The 18,368-nt window shown below is 41.2% G+C and carries 18 protein-coding genes; 1 reads left to right on the top strand and 17 read right to left on the bottom strand.

Features of this window, described 5'->3' with window-relative positions:
• Positions 1-172: 172 nt before the first annotated feature.
• From acpP to CD33_RS16935, 10 genes are all read right to left on the bottom strand, one after another.
• Positions 173-409 carry an acyl carrier protein gene (gene acpP, locus CD33_RS16980; protein WP_036202894.1) on the bottom strand — a complete coding sequence of 79 codons (237 nt, stop codon included), beginning with the start codon at positions 407-409 and terminating at the stop codon, positions 173-175.
• A gap of 126 nt (positions 410-535) precedes the next feature.
• A complete protein-coding gene (gene fabG / locus CD33_RS16975) occupies positions 536-1,282 on the bottom strand; it encodes a 3-oxoacyl-[acyl-carrier-protein] reductase (RefSeq protein ID WP_036202891.1) in 747 nt (248 codons plus the stop codon).
• Positions 1,275-2,225, bottom strand: a complete 951-nt coding sequence (gene fabD, locus CD33_RS16970) for an ACP S-malonyltransferase (protein WP_036202889.1) — start codon at positions 2,223-2,225, stop codon at positions 1,275-1,277. Before fabD ends, fabG begins: the two co-directional genes overlap by 8 nt.
• A gap of 33 nt (positions 2,226-2,258) precedes the next feature.
• Positions 2,259-3,251, bottom strand: coding sequence for a phosphate acyltransferase PlsX (gene plsX, locus CD33_RS16965; protein ID WP_036202886.1), 993 nt, complete (start codon positions 3,249-3,251; stop codon positions 2,259-2,261).
• Positions 3,235-3,825, bottom strand: a complete 591-nt coding sequence (fapR, locus tag CD33_RS16960) for a transcription factor FapR (RefSeq protein ID WP_036202882.1) — start codon at positions 3,823-3,825, stop codon at positions 3,235-3,237. The genes plsX and fapR overlap by 17 nt, the downstream gene beginning before the upstream one ends.
• Positions 3,826-4,100: 275 nt before the next feature.
• The gene (gene recG / locus CD33_RS16955; RefSeq protein ID WP_036202879.1) at positions 4,101-6,146 is read right to left on the bottom strand and encodes an ATP-dependent DNA helicase RecG; all 2,046 of its coding nucleotides are present in this window, start codon (positions 6,144-6,146) and stop codon (positions 4,101-4,103) included.
• Positions 6,139-7,032 carry an L-serine ammonia-lyase, iron-sulfur-dependent, subunit alpha gene (sdaAA, locus tag CD33_RS16950; RefSeq protein WP_036202877.1) on the bottom strand — a complete coding sequence of 298 codons (894 nt, stop codon included), beginning with the start codon at positions 7,030-7,032 and terminating at the stop codon, positions 6,139-6,141. The genes recG and sdaAA overlap by 8 nt, the downstream gene beginning before the upstream one ends.
• Positions 7,033-7,044: 12 nt before the next feature.
• Positions 7,045-7,707 (bottom strand): L-serine ammonia-lyase, iron-sulfur-dependent subunit beta, encoded by a 663-nt coding sequence (gene sdaAB / locus CD33_RS16945; protein WP_036202875.1) that lies wholly within the window; start codon positions 7,705-7,707, stop codon positions 7,045-7,047.
• 1,173 nt (positions 7,708-8,880) lie between these two features.
• The gene (gene fakA / locus CD33_RS16940) at positions 8,881-10,530 is read right to left on the bottom strand and encodes a DAK2 domain-containing protein (protein ID WP_036202873.1); all 1,650 of its coding nucleotides are present in this window, start codon (positions 10,528-10,530) and stop codon (positions 8,881-8,883) included.
• A gap of 18 nt (positions 10,531-10,548) precedes the next feature.
• Entirely contained in the window at positions 10,549-10,911 is a 363-nt protein-coding gene (locus tag CD33_RS16935) for an Asp23/Gls24 family envelope stress response protein (protein WP_036202871.1), read from the bottom strand.
• 561 nt (positions 10,912-11,472) lie between these two features.
• Between CD33_RS16935 and rpmB the strand changes: the two genes are divergently transcribed.
• Positions 11,473-11,661, top strand: coding sequence for a 50S ribosomal protein L28 (gene rpmB / locus CD33_RS16930; protein ID WP_036202868.1), 189 nt, complete (start codon positions 11,473-11,475; stop codon positions 11,659-11,661).
• Between the two features lie 486 nt (positions 11,662-12,147).
• On the opposite strand, the gene spoVM is transcribed toward rpmB, so the two are convergent.
• The 7 genes from spoVM to rlmN are packed head-to-tail and all read right to left on the bottom strand — an operon-like array spanning position 12,148 to position 18,342.
• Positions 12,148-12,249: a stage V sporulation protein SpoVM gene (gene spoVM, locus CD33_RS20300; protein WP_088291723.1), complete on the bottom strand. Its 102-nt coding sequence runs from the start codon at positions 12,247-12,249 to the stop codon at positions 12,148-12,150.
• A gap of 16 nt (positions 12,250-12,265) precedes the next feature.
• Positions 12,266-12,916 (bottom strand): thiamine diphosphokinase, encoded by a 651-nt coding sequence (locus CD33_RS16925; RefSeq protein WP_036202865.1) that lies wholly within the window; start codon positions 12,914-12,916, stop codon positions 12,266-12,268.
• Positions 12,916-13,581 (bottom strand): ribulose-phosphate 3-epimerase, encoded by a 666-nt coding sequence (rpe, locus tag CD33_RS16920; RefSeq protein ID WP_036202862.1) that lies wholly within the window; start codon positions 13,579-13,581, stop codon positions 12,916-12,918. Before rpe ends, CD33_RS16925 begins: the two co-directional genes overlap by 1 nt.
• A gap of 2 nt (positions 13,582-13,583) precedes the next feature.
• The gene (gene rsgA / locus CD33_RS16915) at positions 13,584-14,465 is read right to left on the bottom strand and encodes a ribosome small subunit-dependent GTPase A (protein ID WP_036202860.1); all 882 of its coding nucleotides are present in this window, start codon (positions 14,463-14,465) and stop codon (positions 13,584-13,586) included.
• Between the two features lie 4 nt (positions 14,466-14,469).
• Complete coding sequence (pknB, locus tag CD33_RS16910; RefSeq protein ID WP_036202857.1) at positions 14,470-16,440, bottom strand: Stk1 family PASTA domain-containing Ser/Thr kinase; 1,971 nt, start codon at positions 16,438-16,440, stop codon at positions 14,470-14,472.
• Between the two features lie 2 nt (positions 16,441-16,442).
• Positions 16,443-17,189: a Stp1/IreP family PP2C-type Ser/Thr phosphatase gene (locus CD33_RS16905; protein WP_036202854.1), complete on the bottom strand. Its 747-nt coding sequence runs from the start codon at positions 17,187-17,189 to the stop codon at positions 16,443-16,445.
• 13 nt (positions 17,190-17,202) lie between these two features.
• Positions 17,203-18,342, bottom strand: coding sequence for a dual-specificity RNA methyltransferase RlmN (gene rlmN, locus CD33_RS16900; RefSeq protein WP_084591400.1), 1,140 nt, complete (start codon positions 18,340-18,342; stop codon positions 17,203-17,205).
• Between the last annotated feature and the right edge of the window lie 26 nt (positions 18,343-18,368).

Here is an 18,368-nt window from a genome sequence, read left to right as displayed (position 1 = left end):
AAAAAGAGGCACAAAGTTTCGCTTTTCGTAGAAATGACAAAACTGTGCCTCTTTATATCAAATGCATTTTTTTGCGTTTGCTCGGAATTTTTATCGAGATTGCCTCGATAAGCCTCCTATAAAATCCGTGACATGCACCACGGGTAACTTCCTTCTGTGAAGCGAAGTCATTTTAGCTTACTTTACCTTCAATGTAACTGATAGCGTCGCCAACAGTTGCGATTTTTTCAGCATCTTCATCTGAAATTTCCATATCAAACTCATCTTCAAGTTCCATTACTAATTCTACAACGTCTAATGAGTCCGCACCTAAATCCTCACGGAATGAAGCTTCTACTTTCACTTCGCTTTCGTCAACACCTAAACGGTCAACGACTACTTTTGTAACACGTTCTAATACTGTAGCCAAATCGTTCACCTCCCCTCAAATCATTTTAAGAAAACTAAAATTTGCCCAAATAAAGCAAGCTAAAGTTACTATTCAATGAATACTCATTACAAATATAGTTTACTGATAGATTCATTGCAAATCAAATTACATATACATTCCGCCGTCGATATGGAGCGTTTGGCCCGTCATATAGCTTGCATCATCCGAAGCCAGAAATACTACTGCTTTGGCAACATCTTCGGGATTCCCAAGTTTCGCTAACGGGATTTGAGTTAACATCGAGCTTCTTACATCTTCCGGCAGCGTATCCGTCATTTCGGTTGAAATGAAGCCTGGAGCGATGGCATTCACCAAAATATTACGGGACGCCAATTCACGGGCAGTTGTTTTCGTTAAACCGATAACACCGGCTTTAGCTGCGACATAGTTGGCCTGGCCAGCATTGCCCATCACTCCGACGATGGAAGAGATGTTGATAATACGTCCAGCACGCTGTTTCATCATTTGTCGCGTGACTGCTTTCGTACATAAAAATACACCTTTTAAGTTGGTATTGATTACCTCGTCCCATTCATCTTCCTTCATGCGCATTAAAAGATTATCGCGGGTAATACCTGCATTATTAACTAAGACATCGATAGCCCCAAACTGTTCAATAGCGGCATTCATTAATTGTTGGACCGATTCGCTATCTGATATGTTGGCTTGAACAGCAATCGCCTGCGATCCGATGTTCTGTATTTCTTGAACCACTTCGCTCGCTTTCTGCTCACTGCCACTGAAATTCACGACCACATTGGCACCCTCAGCAGCAAGCTGCAGCGCGATTGCTCGTCCGATTCCACGAGATGCTCCTGTTACTACGGCTGTTTTCCCGTTTAATTTACCCAACCTGATTCACTCCAATCGATTCGATGACTTCCTGCAACGATGCCTCATCATAAACACAATATGTTTTGATGGAACGATCCACCTTTTTCACCAACCCGGAAAGCACTTTCCCCGGCCCACATTCAATGAATGTAGTCACACCCAGTTCCAGCAATTTGCGAACATCATCTTCCCATAAAACAGGGCTGTATACTTGTTCTATCATTTCAGTTCGTATTGCATTTGGCTCTTCTAATAAGAGTGCACCTACATTGCTAATAATTGGTGTATGAGGAGTTTTAATTTCAATCCCATCAATTACTTCCTGCAGCTTTTCTGCAGCCTCGCGCATTAATTCCGAATGGAAAGGCCCGCTTACGACTAGAGGAATCGCCCTTTTTGCACCTGCTTCTTTTGCTGCTGCAGATGCCATTTCCACGCCCGCTTTTGTTCCAGAGATGACAATCTGGCCAGGGCAGTTTAAATTCGCCAACTGGACTATATTCCCTTCAGAAGTGACTTGATCGCAAACCGCTTTAAGGCTTGCTGCATCCAGTCCCAAGATTGCAGCCATTGCCCCTTCACCTGCAGGAACAGCTTCATTCATGAATAGCCCACGTTTATGAACAGTCAGAACTGCATCCTCAAAAGAAAGCGCACCTGAAGTGACAAACGCGCTATACTCACCCAGTGAGTGCCCCGCTGTATAATCTGGTTTGATCCCCGCTTCCATCAACTTATGTGCAATCATGACCCCTGTTGTTAACAATGCAGGCTGTGCATTGTAAGTCAGCGTCAATTCCTCCGACGGACCATTTAACATGAGGTTTGATAAAGAAAATTGTAAAACTTCATCCGCTTTATCGTAGAAGGCCTTACTTTCTTCGCTATTTTGAGTGAACTCCTGTCCCATACCTACTTGCTGGGAGCCTTGACCAGGAAAAATAAAAGCTATTTTTGTCATATCCAATCCCCTTTCCTTACTACATCCCTGGATTTATTGTTCTTGATTTTCCGCAATGGTTTGAGTAATGATATCTGTTACATTATGTTCAACCATAATGGATGCTTGACGGATCGCACTATAAATTGCTCTTGCATTTGAAGAACCATGCGCCTTGATTACCGGTGCTTTAAGGCCGAACAGTGCAGCACCGCCGTGCTCGGAATAATCCAATTTACCTTTGAGTTTTTTTAATTCATTTTTCATCAGTACGGCACCAATTTTTGTTTTAGCTGATGCCATAAAAGCTTCTTTCAGCATCGACATCATGCTGCCTGCCGTACCTTCGATTGATTTTAGGACCATATTTCCGGTGAATCCATCCGTTACAACCACATCCGCGACATTATCCAGTAAATCACGTGCTTCAACATTCCCAATAAAATTAATATTCGATTCTTTCAACAAAAGAAAGGCTTGCTTTGTTAAATCATTGCCTTTTTTATCTTCTGTACCGATATTTAATAATCCTACTCGAGGATTGTCGATCCCTCTTACTTTTTTTGCATAAATATAGCCCATTATGGCATATTGCAGAAGATTTTCTGGTTTTGCATCTGCATTGGCACCTAAATCAAGCATTAAAAAGCCTTTGCCGTCAATCGTTGGTAGCGTCGTCGCCAACGCCGGGCGAGCAACCCCTTCGATACGGCCTACTTTGAATAACCCACCAGCCATCAAGGCGCCGGTATTGCCCGCGGATAAACAAGCATCCGCATTACCTTCTGTCACTGCTTCGAGTATTTTCGTCATCGATGAATCTTTTTTACGGCGAACAGCACGTGCTGGATCGTCTTCTGGTTCGACGATTTCTTCACAATGAATCACTTCAAGGCGGGCATGTTCTTTTAAAAACGGCTGTAATTCTTGTTGTTTTCCATATAGCTGAATTTCTATATTCGGGAAGTCTTCCAATGCAAGCAGCACACCTTCAACGATTGCTTTTGGTGCGTTGTCCCCACCCATTCCATCAATTGCTAGCTTCATGATTGTCACCTGAACCTTTCGTGCGATACATTTCAAATTCACCTTTAAATACTGTCTCATTATTTACAGTTGATACTACTTCTATATATGTACGATTTTTCTCGCTATTCTTCCCTCGAACTGTTGCTTTCGTGATCACTCGATCGCCTGCTTTTACAGGTTTAACAAACACAACATTCGATTTGACGGTAAGTGCCAACTCATCATTTATTACAGCAACTGCCAATGAGTTCGCTTGGGCGAACAGATGATGCCCCCTCGCAATGCCATTGCGCTGAAATACATGTTCTTCCTTTACATCAAATATGGAAAGCGCTCGTTGATCTAATTCAATATCTATGATTTCACCAATTATTTCATCAATTGGTAGAGCTTTAACTTCATTCTCGTAATTTTGTGAGGCAACGTCCTTAATACGTTCACGTAATTCGGGAATGGAAAGTTCCATTCGATCTAGACGAATGGTTTGAACGCTGACTCCAAACTGTGCGGCTAATTGTTCATCAGTGACGAATGGATTATCTTGAATTGTTTCAGTAAGCAGTCTTTGCCGTTCTTTTTTAGTACGTTTCAACTCCCTCGTCACCTACTTCCAGAATTATTAGCACTTGGTACTAATACCAGTATACATTTCTATAAAAAGGAACGCAAGCACAAATAATTCAAGAGAATGGAGAACAAGCCTCTTATCCACATGAATTAGTGCAGTATACTTGTTCCATTTCAACAAGAATTTAGCCAACAACGCATATAACCTTGTCAGTTCGATTTTAAACAAAAAAAAGCGATTTCCGCCAAATTTAGCGGAAATCGTTCCCTGGCCTTACCATTTATTATGATTCGACATACTCAATCCATTCTTTCACCATTTAGAGCACCGGATTCTTCCAGCATTTTCCTTAAATAACGATACTCATCCGATTGCCAGAATTGGTCGTCGTAAATGAGTTTTGCAGCATCTTGTCTAGCTACTTCCAATGTACGGTAATCGTGTACTAAATCCGCCATCTTAAATTCCGGTAAACCACTTTGTTTTTTTCCGAAGAAATCACCAGGTCCGCGAAGTTCCAAATCCTTTTCCGCAAGCTTGAATCCATCATTCGTTTGCGTCATGGACATCATGCGTTCTTTCCCTTCCTCCGACTTCGGGTCAGCCAGAAGCACGCAGTATGACTGGTGTTCCCCACGCCCTACACGACCTCGCAATTGATGGAGCTGGGCAAGTCCGAATCGGTCGGCATCATAAATCATCATGAAGGTGGCGTTCGGTACATTTACCCCAACTTCTACAACGGTTGTAGAAACTAATACATCAACTTCTCCTTCTGAAAACTCCCTCATGACCGAATCTTTTTCGTCAGGATGAAGCCTTCCATGCATTAACCCGATTTTATAACGGCCATTGAAGATGGTTGAAAGTTGCTCATAAACTTCCACGGCATTCTGAACATCCAGTTTATCGGATTCCTCAATTAGTGGACAAATAACGTAAGCTTGTCTACCATTTCGCAACTCCGATTCCATTTTCGTCAAACCTGAATTCAATTGATCTTTCTTCAGCCAATGTGTTTCAATTTGCTTACGCCCTGCAGGCAATTCATCAATTATGGAGACGTCCATCTCACCGAAGGCGGTAATTGCCAGCGTCCTTGGTATCGGCGTAGCCGTCATGAACAGGACGTCGGGGTTCACCCCCTTATCCCGCAATACCCTGCGCTGTTCAACCCCGAATCGGTGCTGTTCATCTGTAATCACAAATCCTAGGTTGTTAAAAAGGACGTCCGGTTGTATCAGGGCATGCGTACCAATCAAAATATCAATCTCGCCGTCTCGCAGTTGCTCCAATATCAATCGTCTCTCTTTTGTTTTCGTTGAACCGGAAAGTATCGCCACTTTCACACCAATTGGATCAAACCAACCTTTCAGCGATTCCGCATGCTGTTCGGCCAGAATTTCCGTCGGCGCCATCAACGCACCCTGAAAGCCTGCTGTAACAGCGGAGTAAAGTCCGATAGCAGCGACAATCGTCTTGCCCGATCCAACATCCCCCTGCAGAAGCCGGTTCATGCGGTGCGGCTCTTTTAAATCTTTACTGATTTCATTAACGACGCGCTTTTGGGCATTCGTCAATTCAAACGAGATTTGTCTAATAAACTCGCGCACCTTGTTCACATCATAATGAATGGCGAGACCTTGTTCATTCTCTTTTCTAATTTTCCGAAGGGATTGAATCCTTAATTGGAATTGCAATAACTCCTCGTAAACAAAACGCCTTCTAGCTTGCTTCGCATGATCCGCATCTTTTGGGAAATGAACCCCTTCCAAGGCCTCCAGCAAGCTGGGTAATTGATACTGTTCAATCAACCGGCCAGGGAGTGTTTCATCCATCTCCCCCTCAAGTAAATCCAATGCCTGACGCATATATTTTCGAAATTTATTTTGATGAATGGAGCTTTTCAAACTGTAAACTGGCTCAAAATCTGCGTTATCCGTTTTTGGACCGAACTTTATCGATGTGCCATTAATGACCTGCCGACCACGGTCCCATTTTCCTGATACTGTTACGACCTGCCCGGGTACTAGCTTTGTTCTTAAATAATTTTGATTAAAGAACACCACTTTTACAAGATGCCTTCCCGCCAATACCGTTACTTGAATCCTGGATTTATTTTTCCCTAGATAAAGCACTGAGGGTACACTTTCCACCCTCGCTTCAATTGTCACTTTTTCATTATGTGGTGTCTCTGCTAGATCTTTCAAACGAGAATCTTCATGACGATAAGGGAACGTCCAGATCAGGTCTTGGATGGTGTAAATACCCATTTCACTTAAGTGTTCGGCCGTTTCTTTCCCTATTCCTTTTAGTGTTGTAATTGGTTCCAGAACATTAGTCAACTTCTACTGCACTTCCAAATATTTTGGCAGCAAGTGCTTTACCTGTCGGTGTTGCAGCTAGACCTCCACGAGCTGTTTCTTTTAAGCTCGGATGCATAGTCTGGCCAATTCTAAACATTGCCCCAATTACTTCATCACAAGGAATTCGGCTGGTAATACCAGCAAGAGCCATATCTGCAGCTACCATTGCATTAGCTGCGCCCATCGCATTTCGTTTTACACATGGAACTTCCACAAGACCGGCAACCGGGTCACATACAAGACCTAGCATATTTTTTAATGTTATTGCAAACGCTTCCGAACTTTGCGCCGGAGTACCGCCAGCCATCTCTACAATTGCAGCCGCCGCCATACCTGCAGCTGAACCAACTTCTGCTTGGCAGCCACCAGCTGCACCCGAAATAAAAGCATTATTTGCAACGACAAATCCAAATGCACCCGAAGTGAATAAGAAACGAATCATCTGCTCGCGGGTCGGGTTTAATTTATTTTTCACAGCAAACAATGTTCCAGGCACTACCCCTGCGGAGCCGGCTGTTGGTGTTGCGCAAATCGTCCCCATTGCTGCATTTACTTCATTGGTTGCCACTGCTTTGCTAACAGCATCCAGTAATAAATCTCCCGATAGACTTTTGCCGGATGCAATATAGTTCTGCAGCAGAACTGCATCCCCGCCCGTTAACCCGGAAACGGATTGAACACCATTCAATCCCCGTTCAAGTGCTTGCTCCATGACAACTAAATTTCTATCCATCTGTGCAAATATTTCTTCTCTTGAGCGGCCGGTCATATTCATTTCTTGTTCAATCATGATTTCAGAAATAAGCTTATTTTCTTTTTCAGCACGTTCAACTAATTCTCTTACATTATGAAATAATACGTCCATAAAGCTCACTCCCTAGTTGTTAATTTTTGATACCTTAGTAATATTCGGAATTAATGATATCTGTTGCAAAATACGTTCATCGATATTTTGATCGACTTCTATTACCATCAATGCCGTTTGCCCTCGTTCAATCCGTGAGACTTCCATGTGCCCGATATTGACATGGTGCATGGCTAAACAATTTGCCACATTCGCAATGCAACCTGCCCGATCATCATGTACGACCAATATTGCAGGCATACCGCCAGTTAGTCGCAGCTTAAAGCCGTTTACTTCACTGATCTCGATTTTACCACCGCCGATGGAAATCCCTTCCACGGACATTTCACTTACTTCATCACCCATAACTATACGGGCTGTATTTGGATGTTCTTTATTAGCTGTCTCTGGAATAATGTCAAATTCCAGTCCTGCATTCTTCGCATGCTCAAAAGCTGTTTTGATGCGTTCATCAAATGTTTCAAAATCTAAAAGTCCCCCAACGATCGCTACATCTGTTCCATGCCCTTTGAACGTTTCTGCAAAAGAACCATAAAGGTGGATTTTTGCCCATTTGGGTTGTCGTCCGAATAAATCTCTCGCCACTCTTCCGATACGTGCCGCACCGGCTGTATGAGAAGACGAAGGTCCAATCATAACCGGACCAATGATGTCAAAAACTGAAGTAAACTTCAACCTACTCTCCCCTTTACTCTCAATTATATTAATATCCAAAATGATTTGTTATTCGTAAAAAATCTATTATTTTAAGCCTAGTTTATCATGAAGAATCATAGAGACACAAAATATATATTTTTTTGAATACTTCTTTTTTCTGAAAACAGATTATTCGTTAGGAAAAATGCTCGATCGGCAATGGGATAAGTTGAATTCCTTAGTGGTGTCGGTTCTATAGAACAATTTCGGCTGTAGATTGCTATGGTTGTCCTTTAGATGCTTGCTTTTGGACAGTTTTCTTCCGGGATTGCTTTGATTTGTCTTATAGCGGCTTGTTATTGGACAGTTTTCTTCCGGGGTTGCTTCGTTTGTCTTATTATAGATGCTTGCTTTTGGACAATTTCCTTCGAGGTTGCTTCGATTTGTCTTATAGTGGCTTGTTATTGGACAGTTTCCTTCCGGGATTGCTTCGATTTGTCTTATAGCGGCTTGTTATTGGACAGTTTCCTTCCGGGGTTGCTTTGATTTGTCTTATAGCGGCTTGTTATTGGACAATTTTCTTACGGAAGTTGCTTTGATTTGTCTTATAGCGGCTTGTTATTGGACAATTTTCTTCCGGCGTTGCTTTGATTTATCTTATAGAGGCTTGTTATTGGACAGTTTCCTTCCGGGATTGATTTGATTTGTCTTATATAGGCTTGCTTTTGGACAGTTTTCTTCCGGGATTGCTTCGATTTGCCTTATAGTGGCTTGCTTTTGGACAGTTTCCTTCCGGGGTTGCTTTGATTTGTCTTATAGTGGCTTGTTATTGGACAATTTTCTTCGGAAGTTGCTTTGATTTGTCTTATAGCGGCTTGTTATTGGACAATTTTCTTCGGAAGTTGCTTTGATTTGTCTTATAGCGGCTTGTTATTGGACAGTTTCCTTCCGGGATTGATTTGATTTGTCTTATATAGGCTTGCTTTTGGACAGTTTTCTTCCGGGATTGCTTTGATTTGTCTTATAGTGGCTTGCTACTGGACGCTAAAAATTCCCCTTCTGCTGCATACTGTTCTCGACTAGCATCGACTACTCAAAAACAAGAAAAAAGCCAACCGTGAAGCTTGTTCATTTAACAAACTTCTCGGTCAGCTTTTTATTTAGCGAACGGAATATGCCCGATGGATACCAGGGAACTTTTCACATCTTAGATTACTCAACTGATAAAATAAATGGATATAACGATTGTTTTCCTTCTACAATTTCTACCTCTGCATCAGGGTATCTTTCTTCGATAAAGGTAGATAACTCATTAGCTTGTTCCTCTGTTGCATCTTCACCGTAAAGAATGGTGATGATTTCGGAATTTTCATCAACTAAAGCAGTGACTACTTTTTCTGCTGCCTCCAACATTTTCGGAGTTGATAAAATGATTTTTCCTTCAGCCAAAGCCATGTAGTCGTCTTTATGAATTTCTACACCATCAATTGTTGTATCACGTACAGCAAAAGTCACTTGTCCCGTTTTAACATGGGAAAATGCTTCCGTCATACCTTCTTTATTCTCTGAAACAGAGCTTTCTGGGTTGAATGCCAAAATAGCTGCCATACCTTGGGGAATGGTTTTAGTTGGTACAACCGCAGCTTCAATATCCAATAATTCAACGGCTTGCTCAGCTGCCATGACAATATTTTTATTGTTCGGTAGGATCAGCACGCGTTCTGCGTTTACATCTCGAACCGCTTTCACGATGTCCTCAGTAGAAGGGTTCATCGTTTGCCCACCTTCGATGACATAAGACGCACCGATACTGCGCAATAACTCGGAAATTCCTTCACCCATAGCGATTGTAACGACCGCATAAGGGTGTTTTTCCGATTTCTTCGGTGCAGTTGCAGGTGTTCCTGAATCATTTACAATTGAAGAATGCTGTTCACGCATATTATCAACTTTAATCTTAATCAAGCTTCCGTATTTTTGACCCGCAGCAAGTACCGCTCCCGGTGTTTCAGAGTGAATATGTACTTTTGCAATTTCTTCATCGGAAACTACAAGCAATGAATCACCCATTACATTTAATTCTTCACGGAATTTCGCTTCATCAAATGTTTCTTTGTCTTGCTCAAGTCGAACCATGATTTCCGTGCAATAACCAAATACAATATCTTCAGTGCTCATGAAGTCTTGTGCACGGTGATGCTCTGCATTGATCAAATCATCTAATGACGCATCATTTTTAGCTGGAAGCGCTTCACCTTTTAAAGATGCAAGGAAACCTTCGTAAACAAACAACAATCCTTGGCCGCCACTATCGACAACCCCCACCTCTTTTAACACAGGCAAAAGGTCGGGTGTACGGTCCAATGAGTTTTTCCCTTCACTTACTACCGCTTCCATTACGGCAATGATACTATCTTCCTCTTGTGCAACTTCCACAGCTTTTGCTGCAGCTTCACGAGCTACTGTCAGGATTGTTCCTTCAACCGGCTTCATTACTGCTTTATACGCTGTATCTACACCTGCTTGAAAAGCATTGGCAAATTGAATCGCATCGATTTCGCTGTCTTTTTCAATCGCTTTTCCAAAACCACGGAATAATTGCGATAGGATTACACCCGAGTTCCCACGGGCACCCATTAATAACCCTTTTGATAAGCTCTGTGCTGTTTTGCCGATATGCATCCCGACATTGCTTTCTGTTTCTTTTGCACCTGATGTCATGGACAGGTTCATATTAGTCCCTGTATCTCCATCTGGAACCGGGAATACGTTTAGAGAGTCAACAAAATTTGCATTTTGAGATAAATTATGTGCACCCATTTGCACCATTTCTGCAAATTTGATTCCGTCTAGTGACTTCATCCGATTAAAATCCTCCTCTTACACATTCATAACACGAACGCCTTGAACAAATATGTTTACAGATTTAACGCTCATACCTAATGTTTTATTTACTGTGTATTTTACTTTTGATTGAACTTGGTAAGCCACTTCTGAAATTTTAGTCCCATAGCTGACGATAATATACATATCAATGTGAAGGTCTTGTCCTTCTTGACGAATTATTACACCTTTTGCAAAGTTTTCTTTTCGTAAAATATCAGTTAATCCATCACGAATTTGATGTTTGGATGCCATTCCGACAATACCATAGCATTCGATTGCTGCTCCACCGGCAATTTGCGCTATTACATCATTTGAAATATCAATATGGCCGAAATCATTATTAATTTCTACTGACATGACTTTGCCCCCTTGGCTCATTTTCACTAAATTCTATTGTACTACACAAAAATTGATTATAAAAGAAAACCTTGGCATTCGTCTACATATTGTCGAGTTTTCATGCTTAATGATGGTTTCGCAGTTTTATATACCTAATCCTTTGAAGATAAAAATCTATACTGAAATTTGTCCAGATCCAGGTGCCTGCTCGCCTCGCAGTTAACAATCGCCTCAAAGGATTTAGTAACATTGACTGATGGTTGCTGAAAATTTGGCAACCAAACTTTAGTTGGGTCTAAGCTGATTAGGTAACGTATACTCGCCTTATTATGCAGTGGTAGACTATTTTCTATATTCCTTTATTTGTTGTGCGTTCACCATTGCTTTTCTCTTTATAATAGTATTTTTTAAATAGCATTTCCATTTTTAACACTTGTTTTCAAGCTGTAAAGGATTTTTTCTTGAAAGGTTATGTGAAAACTGTTGCATAGCTATCCTGTCTATGTTAAATTATTAAAGTATGTGAAATAAAGAACTGAAAAACAATCTTTCAGATTCATCTGTAAGGAGGGAATATACATGCCTAAACAATGTGTAGTAACTGGTCGAAAAACTCGTTCAGGCAACAATCGTTCACACGCAATGAACGCTAACAAACGTACTTGGGGTGCAAACTTACAAAAAGTTCGTATTTTAGTGAACGGTAAACCAAAACGTGTATGGGTTTCTGCTCGTGCGCTTAAATCTGGTAAAGTTGAACGCGTTTAATCGTATTCTAACCTGTAAAACATCGATTTTTACATCCCGTAAAAATTGATGTTTTTTTATTTATGATTATTCCGATAAAAAAGAACTGCTCCCAAGTGAGGGCAGTTCTTTTTTTGATATAATGACTTCAAGTTATTAGGAGCATGAAATATCGCCAATCATTTTGGGGGACATGCAAACACATAGATGAAAAAATAAGTACATTAGACATAAAAAGCTACATTGTAGTTTGCTTTAACCCCGCGATTGGTTTTGCAACATAGGCTAAATTCATCACAAACCGAGAGAAGGTTGAACATCCCGCGTCATGACCAACATCAATACTTGGCTACTTATTAGGACACTTATGTAACCAATAATCTTATTGGCCGTATCAATACCAGTTTCATATCTTGTCGACCCCCACCCGATTTTGTGGTTTTGCGAATCCCGACAGGTTGGTTGGGGGCTCGACTTGCAACTAGTTGCAGGAAAAATAAGTTCACACTAATCCTTTTTCTTCTTCTTTTCGCCGCCTGTAAATAAATTAATGCAACTACGTGTAAGACTACTAACAAATTTCGGCAATTGAAATGTATAAACTCTCAAATGCTGGCCCTCCTTTTTAGTCACTGCTTCTTATCATTAAACATATGCCTGATGAAAAGGAGATATACCCGAGGCTAGAAATCAATTCATTACTAGTGAAGCGAGAAGTGCCAATTTCAATGCAATCGTTTGTAGTCTCGTATTTGACACCTCGGATTGTCACATTTTCCACTTCGTTTTGATAAGCAAAAAATGAAATATATCGATACTTTTCATCTCGTATTATAGTATGTTCCCCAGGCAATAGTATGCAAATTTCATTATGCGAGTTTATAATTTTTATATGAATATGCGGATGCTTCACTTGTATACGGTACACGGAACGAAGAGCTGCTTCAAAGTGATCCAGCCTTCCCCCTGTCACCCCTGTCAAAATGATTTCCGACGGACAGTAAGATACCGCCTTCAAGAGTGCCAGATCCGTATCCGTTTCATCTTTTTCGGCATGAACCTTCACAACATTCAGCGCGATATTAGATGCTCGCTGCCACTCATCCTCAGTCAGAGAATCAAAATCGCCGATAATTTCAGCGGGTACAATCTCTTCTTCTATTAAGTAAAGAGCTCCTCTGTCGGCACCTATAAAGAGTGCATTTTTAGACTTTAATTCTTCAAATGAGCAAAGTTCATTTCTTGGCCCACCCGAACATACCACTACACTTGTCATTATCGGATTGCAGCCTCTCCAGCTGTTTTAATCTCTTGGATGGCTTCTCGACGATTCTCTTTATTGTAAATTGCAGATCCAGCAACAATCATCGTTGCACCCGCTTTTGTGCAAGCACCAATAGTTTCAGAAGTAATACCGCCATCAACTTCAATTTCAATCGATAAACCGCGCTCTTTTATGATTTTTGAGAGAGCTTCAATTTTAGGAACAACAGAAGAGATGAACTTTTGCCCTCCAAAGCCTGGGTTCACAGTCATAAATAAAACAAAATCTATGTCTTCTAATATATGTTGAATGGACTCAATCGGTGTGTGGGGATTGAGTACAACACCGGGTTTAACGCCCAAAGATCGGATAAGTTGAATTGTCCGATGCAAGTGCCTGCATGCCTCGACATGTACAGAAATGTAATCAGCACCCGCTTTTGCAAATTGTTCAATATAATTATCCGGGTTTTCAATCATTAAATGAACATCAAGCGGCAATTGCGTAATCGGACGTAATGCTTCGACAACAATTGGCCCCATCGTAATATTTGGAACAAATTGTCCGTCCATGACATCGATATGGATCAGCTCGGCCCCAGCCGCTTCTACTTCTTTCACTTCTTGTCCTAATTTTGCAAAGTCTGCAGACAAAATGGATGGTGCAATTTTAATCATCACTAATACCTCGGCTTTCGGTCAATAATTTCTTGCAGGAATTGTTGATAATGCTCGTATCGATATGAGTTCACTTCTCCTGATTGGAGACCGTCTTTAACTGCACATTTTGGCTCTTTTATATGTAGGCACCCTCTGAATTTGCAACCTTCACTCAGTTTGCTGAACTCAGGGAAACATGCAGTTAATTCTTCTTTTTCAATTGTGTCAAAATCAAATGAGCTAAATCCTGGTGTATCAGCCAGTAGACCATCACAAACCTCGATCAGCTCCACATGGCGCGTCGTATGCTTCCCCCGCCCTAAACTTTGTGAAATGACACCTGTTTCCAACTCTAATTCAGGCAGCAGAGTATTTAATAAGGTCGACTTACCTACACCCGACTGTCCTGCTAAAACAGACGTTTTCCCTTTCAGTATAGGCTGTAGTCGATTTAAAAGAGAGGCATCATCTTTGTACGTTTCAATGATCTCGTAACCAATTGCTTTATATTCATCAATATAGCTCTGTAAGCTGCTATGTTCCTCCGGTGTCAAGAGATCCATTTTTGTTAAACAAATAATTGGTTCTACATTAAAGGATTCCAGGACGACTAAAAAACGATCTAATAAAATCGTATTAAAGTTGGGTTCCTTAACTGAAAACACTAGTAGTGCCTGATCTATATTTGCAATAGGCGGGCGAACAAGCTCATTTGATCTTTCATGGATTTTCATGATCGTTCCATCAGAATCGCCTTCTTTAGTAAAATCAACATGATCTCCAACCAGCGGTGATTCCCCTCTATTCCGGAACACACCGCGGCCGCGACATTGTATTAATTTTCCATCATAGTAAACATAATAATAACCACTTAACGCCTTACGGATTTGGCCTTCAGCCATTGTTTCACTCCTCAACACTGTTATATGGAATCGTATCTTCAAAAATTCTCATTGCATCACGCTCTATTCGATACGCTGCAGGTTGGTCTTCGGTAATCTCCATTTCGATTTCATAAGGAGTATCCTCAGTGATCGTGAATTCCTCAAATGGAGCCACCATAGTACGAGTTTTATCCTGAATGAAGATCCGAACCTGTTGTTCATCACCTAATTGAATTGGTTCATAGGGGATGACAATATTTTTTACGTACAGTTTAGATTCCTTTTCTTTCGGTCCTAAAGAAACGACAACATGGATTTTCCCACCTAATTCCAGACTTTCATTAGCTTTTGGTGTTTGGTCCATGACTTCACCGGCAGGAACCCGATCTGAATATTCTTCCGCAATTTCTATCTTAAAACCCGATCTTTGCTCATAGCCTTTTAAGCCCACTTTGTTATAACCGGAAAGATCTTCGACCGTATCATAACTTTTACCTTTACTGACCGTAAAGGTAATCGTCGTTTCCCCTGGGATAACTTCTTCGCCAGCTTTAGGTTCCTGATCAATAATCGTGCCTTCCGGTTGTTCCGAATCCTCACTATTTACCTTTATGTCAAGAAATTCACTATTTTCAAGAATGGACAAGACCTGCTCGATTTGTTTATCGACATAATCATCCATTTCCACTTTTTCGTTTCCAAGACTCATAATCAAATCTATCTCGGTACCTTTTACACGCGTCAAACCACTTTTCGGGTTCGTCCCTATAACCAGTCCTTCTTCCACTGAATCTGAATGTTTTTCCTTCGTTTCGCCTATAACAAATCCGGCCCCTACAAGCATTTCAGTTGCCTCATCCAGTTCCATATTTGCAACATCCGGAATCTCCGCACGCTTTGGAGTCAACAAGTTAAACAGCAATATCGCTGCTAAAATGACGATTAGGATCGAAGCCACTATGATTCCCCAAATTTTCCCACGGCTTTTTTTCTTCTTTTCTTTCGGCTGCTTTTTATTTTTTGCAAGCTCAACTTTTTCGATTTTACCCGTCTCTTGATTCAAGATTTTTGTATTTGCTATCTCGCCGATAGGGAGCGGCTCTTTTATAATTGGGATTGCTTTTGTTTCATCATCGTCAATAGGTGGAACGAACTTCGTTTCATTTGTGCGCTTAGGCGATAAAACAGTTTGAAGATCATCCTCCATCTCTTCTGCTGAAGAATATCGATGTAGGGGACTTTTGGCAGTTGCCTTAAGTACGACATTTTCCAAACTTTGCGGAATGGAAGCGTCCAGTGCCCTAACTGATGGCGTTTCCGCCTGCAAGTGCTTTAAAGCGATGGAGACGGCGGATTCTCCGGAAAATGGCAATTCGCCTGTTAATAATTCGTATAAAACGATTCCAAGTGCGTATATATCGGACTGGCTTGTAGCAGTTCCCCCACGTGCTTGTTCCGGAGAGAGGTAGTGAACCGTTCCGATAACCGAATTTGTCTTTGTATAGCTCGTTGCGGTTAATGAAGTTGCAATACCGAAATCGGTCACCTTTACATTGCCTTCGTGATCAACCAGAATATTTTGTGGTTTAATATCACGGTGAATAATTTGGTTTTCATGTGCATGGGCAATTGCGGATGTTAATTGCTTCATGATCTGTACGCTTCTAGCAGGAGAGATAGGCGAAAACTCATTTATGTATTGTTTCAGTGTTTTGCCTTTAATATATTCCATCACGATGTAATGCATATCCTGATCTTCACCGACATCATAGATACTAACAATATTGGGATGTGTAAGGCTTGTAGCTGATAATGCTTCCCTTTGGAAACGGCGATGGAATTCCTCTTCGTTAGCCGCATCATAGCGCAGTATTTTCACCGCCACGTCACGATTAAGAATCATGTCATGCGCCAAATACACATTAGACATTCCACCTCCACCAATAAGGTCCAAAATCTTATAACGGTCATTTATACGTTTTCCTTCAAGCATCTCTACACCTCCTCATCGTTAGACAATAGTATCACTGAAATATTATCTTCTCCACCTGAATCATTTGCTAGCTGAACTAATTTCTTGCCTTTCTCGTCAATTGATAACGGCAAGGTTAAAATTGCTGCCATCTCATCAGTGGACAATTTATTGCTTAATCCATCCGAGCAGATCAATACATTCGTTTCCGGTTCTAGTACAAGCTCATAAAAATCGGGTTCAATGGTGCTTTCTGTGCCAAGGGATTTCACAATAAAGTTTTTTTGAGGATGGTGTGCCGCTTCCTCTTCGCTTATTTCTCCATATTCGACAAGAAAATTGACATACGAATGATCCCTTGTTATTAAGGTGACGGTATCGGAAGTGAAATAATAAACCCTACTATCTCCCACATGGCCTATTAAGCAGTCACTGTCATCAATCAGCATGGCAATTAAAGTGGTCCCCATTCCTTTACAGCTTTCATGTGATAAGGAATGGTTATAGATCTTTTCATTCACGGACTGAATTGCTTCCAGCATCCATTGCCTTTGGGTCTCTTTTGTCTCCAGGTTTTTGATGTCCATGTTGAGGAAATTGGATTTCATCTCTTCAATCGCCATTTCACTAGCTACATCTCCCGCATTATGACCACCCATACCATCCGCTAGAATGGCGAGCTTAAAGCGATCGGGATGCTCTAAAAAAGCAACCCGATCTTCATTAACCATACGTTTACGTCCTATATCACTTTCGGTTGTAAACTTCACAAAAGTCACCTGCCTACTTTGTTTCTTCCTCGCGTTCCTGTGCACGCAACTGGCCGCAAGCTGCTGCTATATCAGCTCCTTGCTCACGTCTGATCGTTACATTGATACCACGTTTCTTTAAAGTTTTCTCAAAGGCGAAAATGCTGTTTCTTGACGTACGGATATAATCACGCTCCGGTACATAGTTAATTGGAATTAAATTCACGTGACATTTGATGCCTTTGATTAAATCCGCCAATTCTTCCGCAACTTCAACCGAATCATTTTCCCCAGACATTAAACCATACTCGAAGCTAACACGACGGCCAGTTTTCTTTGTATAGTATCGAACCGCTTCCAGTAATTCGTCCAGTTTATAGGCGCGTGCAATCGGCATCAATTTTTGGCGTGCTTCCTGGTTTGGTGCATGGAGAGAAACTGCAAAGTTGATTTGTAATTCCTCGTCTGCAAACTCGTAAATTTTCGGCACAATACCGGATGTGGAAACCGTGATATGGCGTGCACCGATATTTAAGCCTTTATCATGGTTAATGACTTTTAGGAAGTTCATCATCGCATTATAATTATCGAACGGTTCACCGATTCCCATAATTACGATATGCGATACACGCTCACCTACTTCATCAAGTTCTTGCTGGACTTTTACAACTTGCTCAACGATTTCGCCTGCCAATAAATGACGTTTTAATCCGCCAAGTGTTGATGCACAGAACGTGCAGCCGATACGACATCCTACCTGTGTGGTTACACAGACAGAATTTCCATAATCATGACGCATTAAAACCGTTTCAATAGAATAGCCATCCTGAAGCTGGAATAAAAACTTGATGGTACCATCTTTTGATTCCTGCTTAATAATCGTCGAAAGTGTTGTCAACAAGAAACTCTCCGCCAATTTTTCACGAAGCGCTTTCGACAAGTTTGACATTTCTTCAAATGTTTTAACGCGTTTCTCATATAACCATTCGTATATTTGCCCAGCACGGAATGCCTTTTCGCCGTTTGCCGTTAACCACTCTTCCAATTGGTCCGGACGCAATGAATAGATTGATTCCTTTAGCTGAAGTTTTTCTTTTTTCTCGCGGTGCACTGGTTTTTGTTCAGCTTCCTCCACCAAGTCTTGTATACGGTCATTAGTTTTATTTTGATCCATTAGAATTTCGGATTCTCCTTTTTGTT

Origin of the sequence: Ureibacillus sinduriensis BLB-1 = JCM 15800 (genome assembly GCF_000772955.1) — a bacterium.
Taxonomy (GTDB): Bacteria; Bacillota; Bacilli; order Bacillales_A; family Planococcaceae; genus Ureibacillus; species Ureibacillus sinduriensis.
This window is presented reverse-complemented; position numbering and strand designations above follow the sequence as displayed.

Excerpts from the sequence above, each read along its gene's own strand:
- fabD (WP_036202889.1), bottom strand. The coding sequence starts at position 2,225 with ATGACAAAAATAGCTTTTATTTTTCCTGGTCAAGGCTCCCAGCAAGTA.
- rlmN (WP_084591400.1), bottom strand. The coding sequence starts at position 18,342 with ATGGATCAAAATAAAACTAATGACCGTATACAAGACTTGGTGGAGGAA.
- CD33_RS16925 (WP_036202865.1), bottom strand. The coding sequence starts at position 12,916 with ATGACAAGTGTAGTGGTATGTTCGGGTGGGCCAAGAAATGAACTTTGC.
- rpe (WP_036202862.1), bottom strand. The coding sequence starts at position 13,581 with ATGATTAAAATTGCACCATCCATTTTGTCTGCAGACTTTGCAAAATTA.
- rpmB (WP_036202868.1), top strand. The coding sequence starts at position 11,473 with ATGCCTAAACAATGTGTAGTAACTGGTCGAAAAACTCGTTCAGGCAAC.
- CD33_RS16935 (WP_036202871.1), bottom strand. The coding sequence starts at position 10,911 with ATGTCAGTAGAAATTAATAATGATTTCGGCCATATTGATATTTCAAAT.
- plsX (WP_036202886.1), bottom strand. The coding sequence starts at position 3,251 with ATGAAGCTAGCAATTGATGGAATGGGTGGGGACAACGCACCAAAAGCA.
- sdaAA (WP_036202877.1), bottom strand. The coding sequence starts at position 7,032 with ATGGACGTATTATTTCATAATGTAAGAGAATTAGTTGAACGTGCTGAA.
- pknB (WP_036202857.1), bottom strand. The coding sequence starts at position 16,440 with ATGCTTGAAGGAAAACGTATAAATGACCGTTATAAGATTTTGGACCTT.
- rsgA (WP_036202860.1), bottom strand. The coding sequence starts at position 14,465 with ATGGCTGAAGGCCAAATCCGTAAGGCGTTAAGTGGTTATTATTATGTT.
- fakA (WP_036202873.1), bottom strand. The coding sequence starts at position 10,530 with ATGAAGTCACTAGACGGAATCAAATTTGCAGAAATGGTGCAAATGGGT.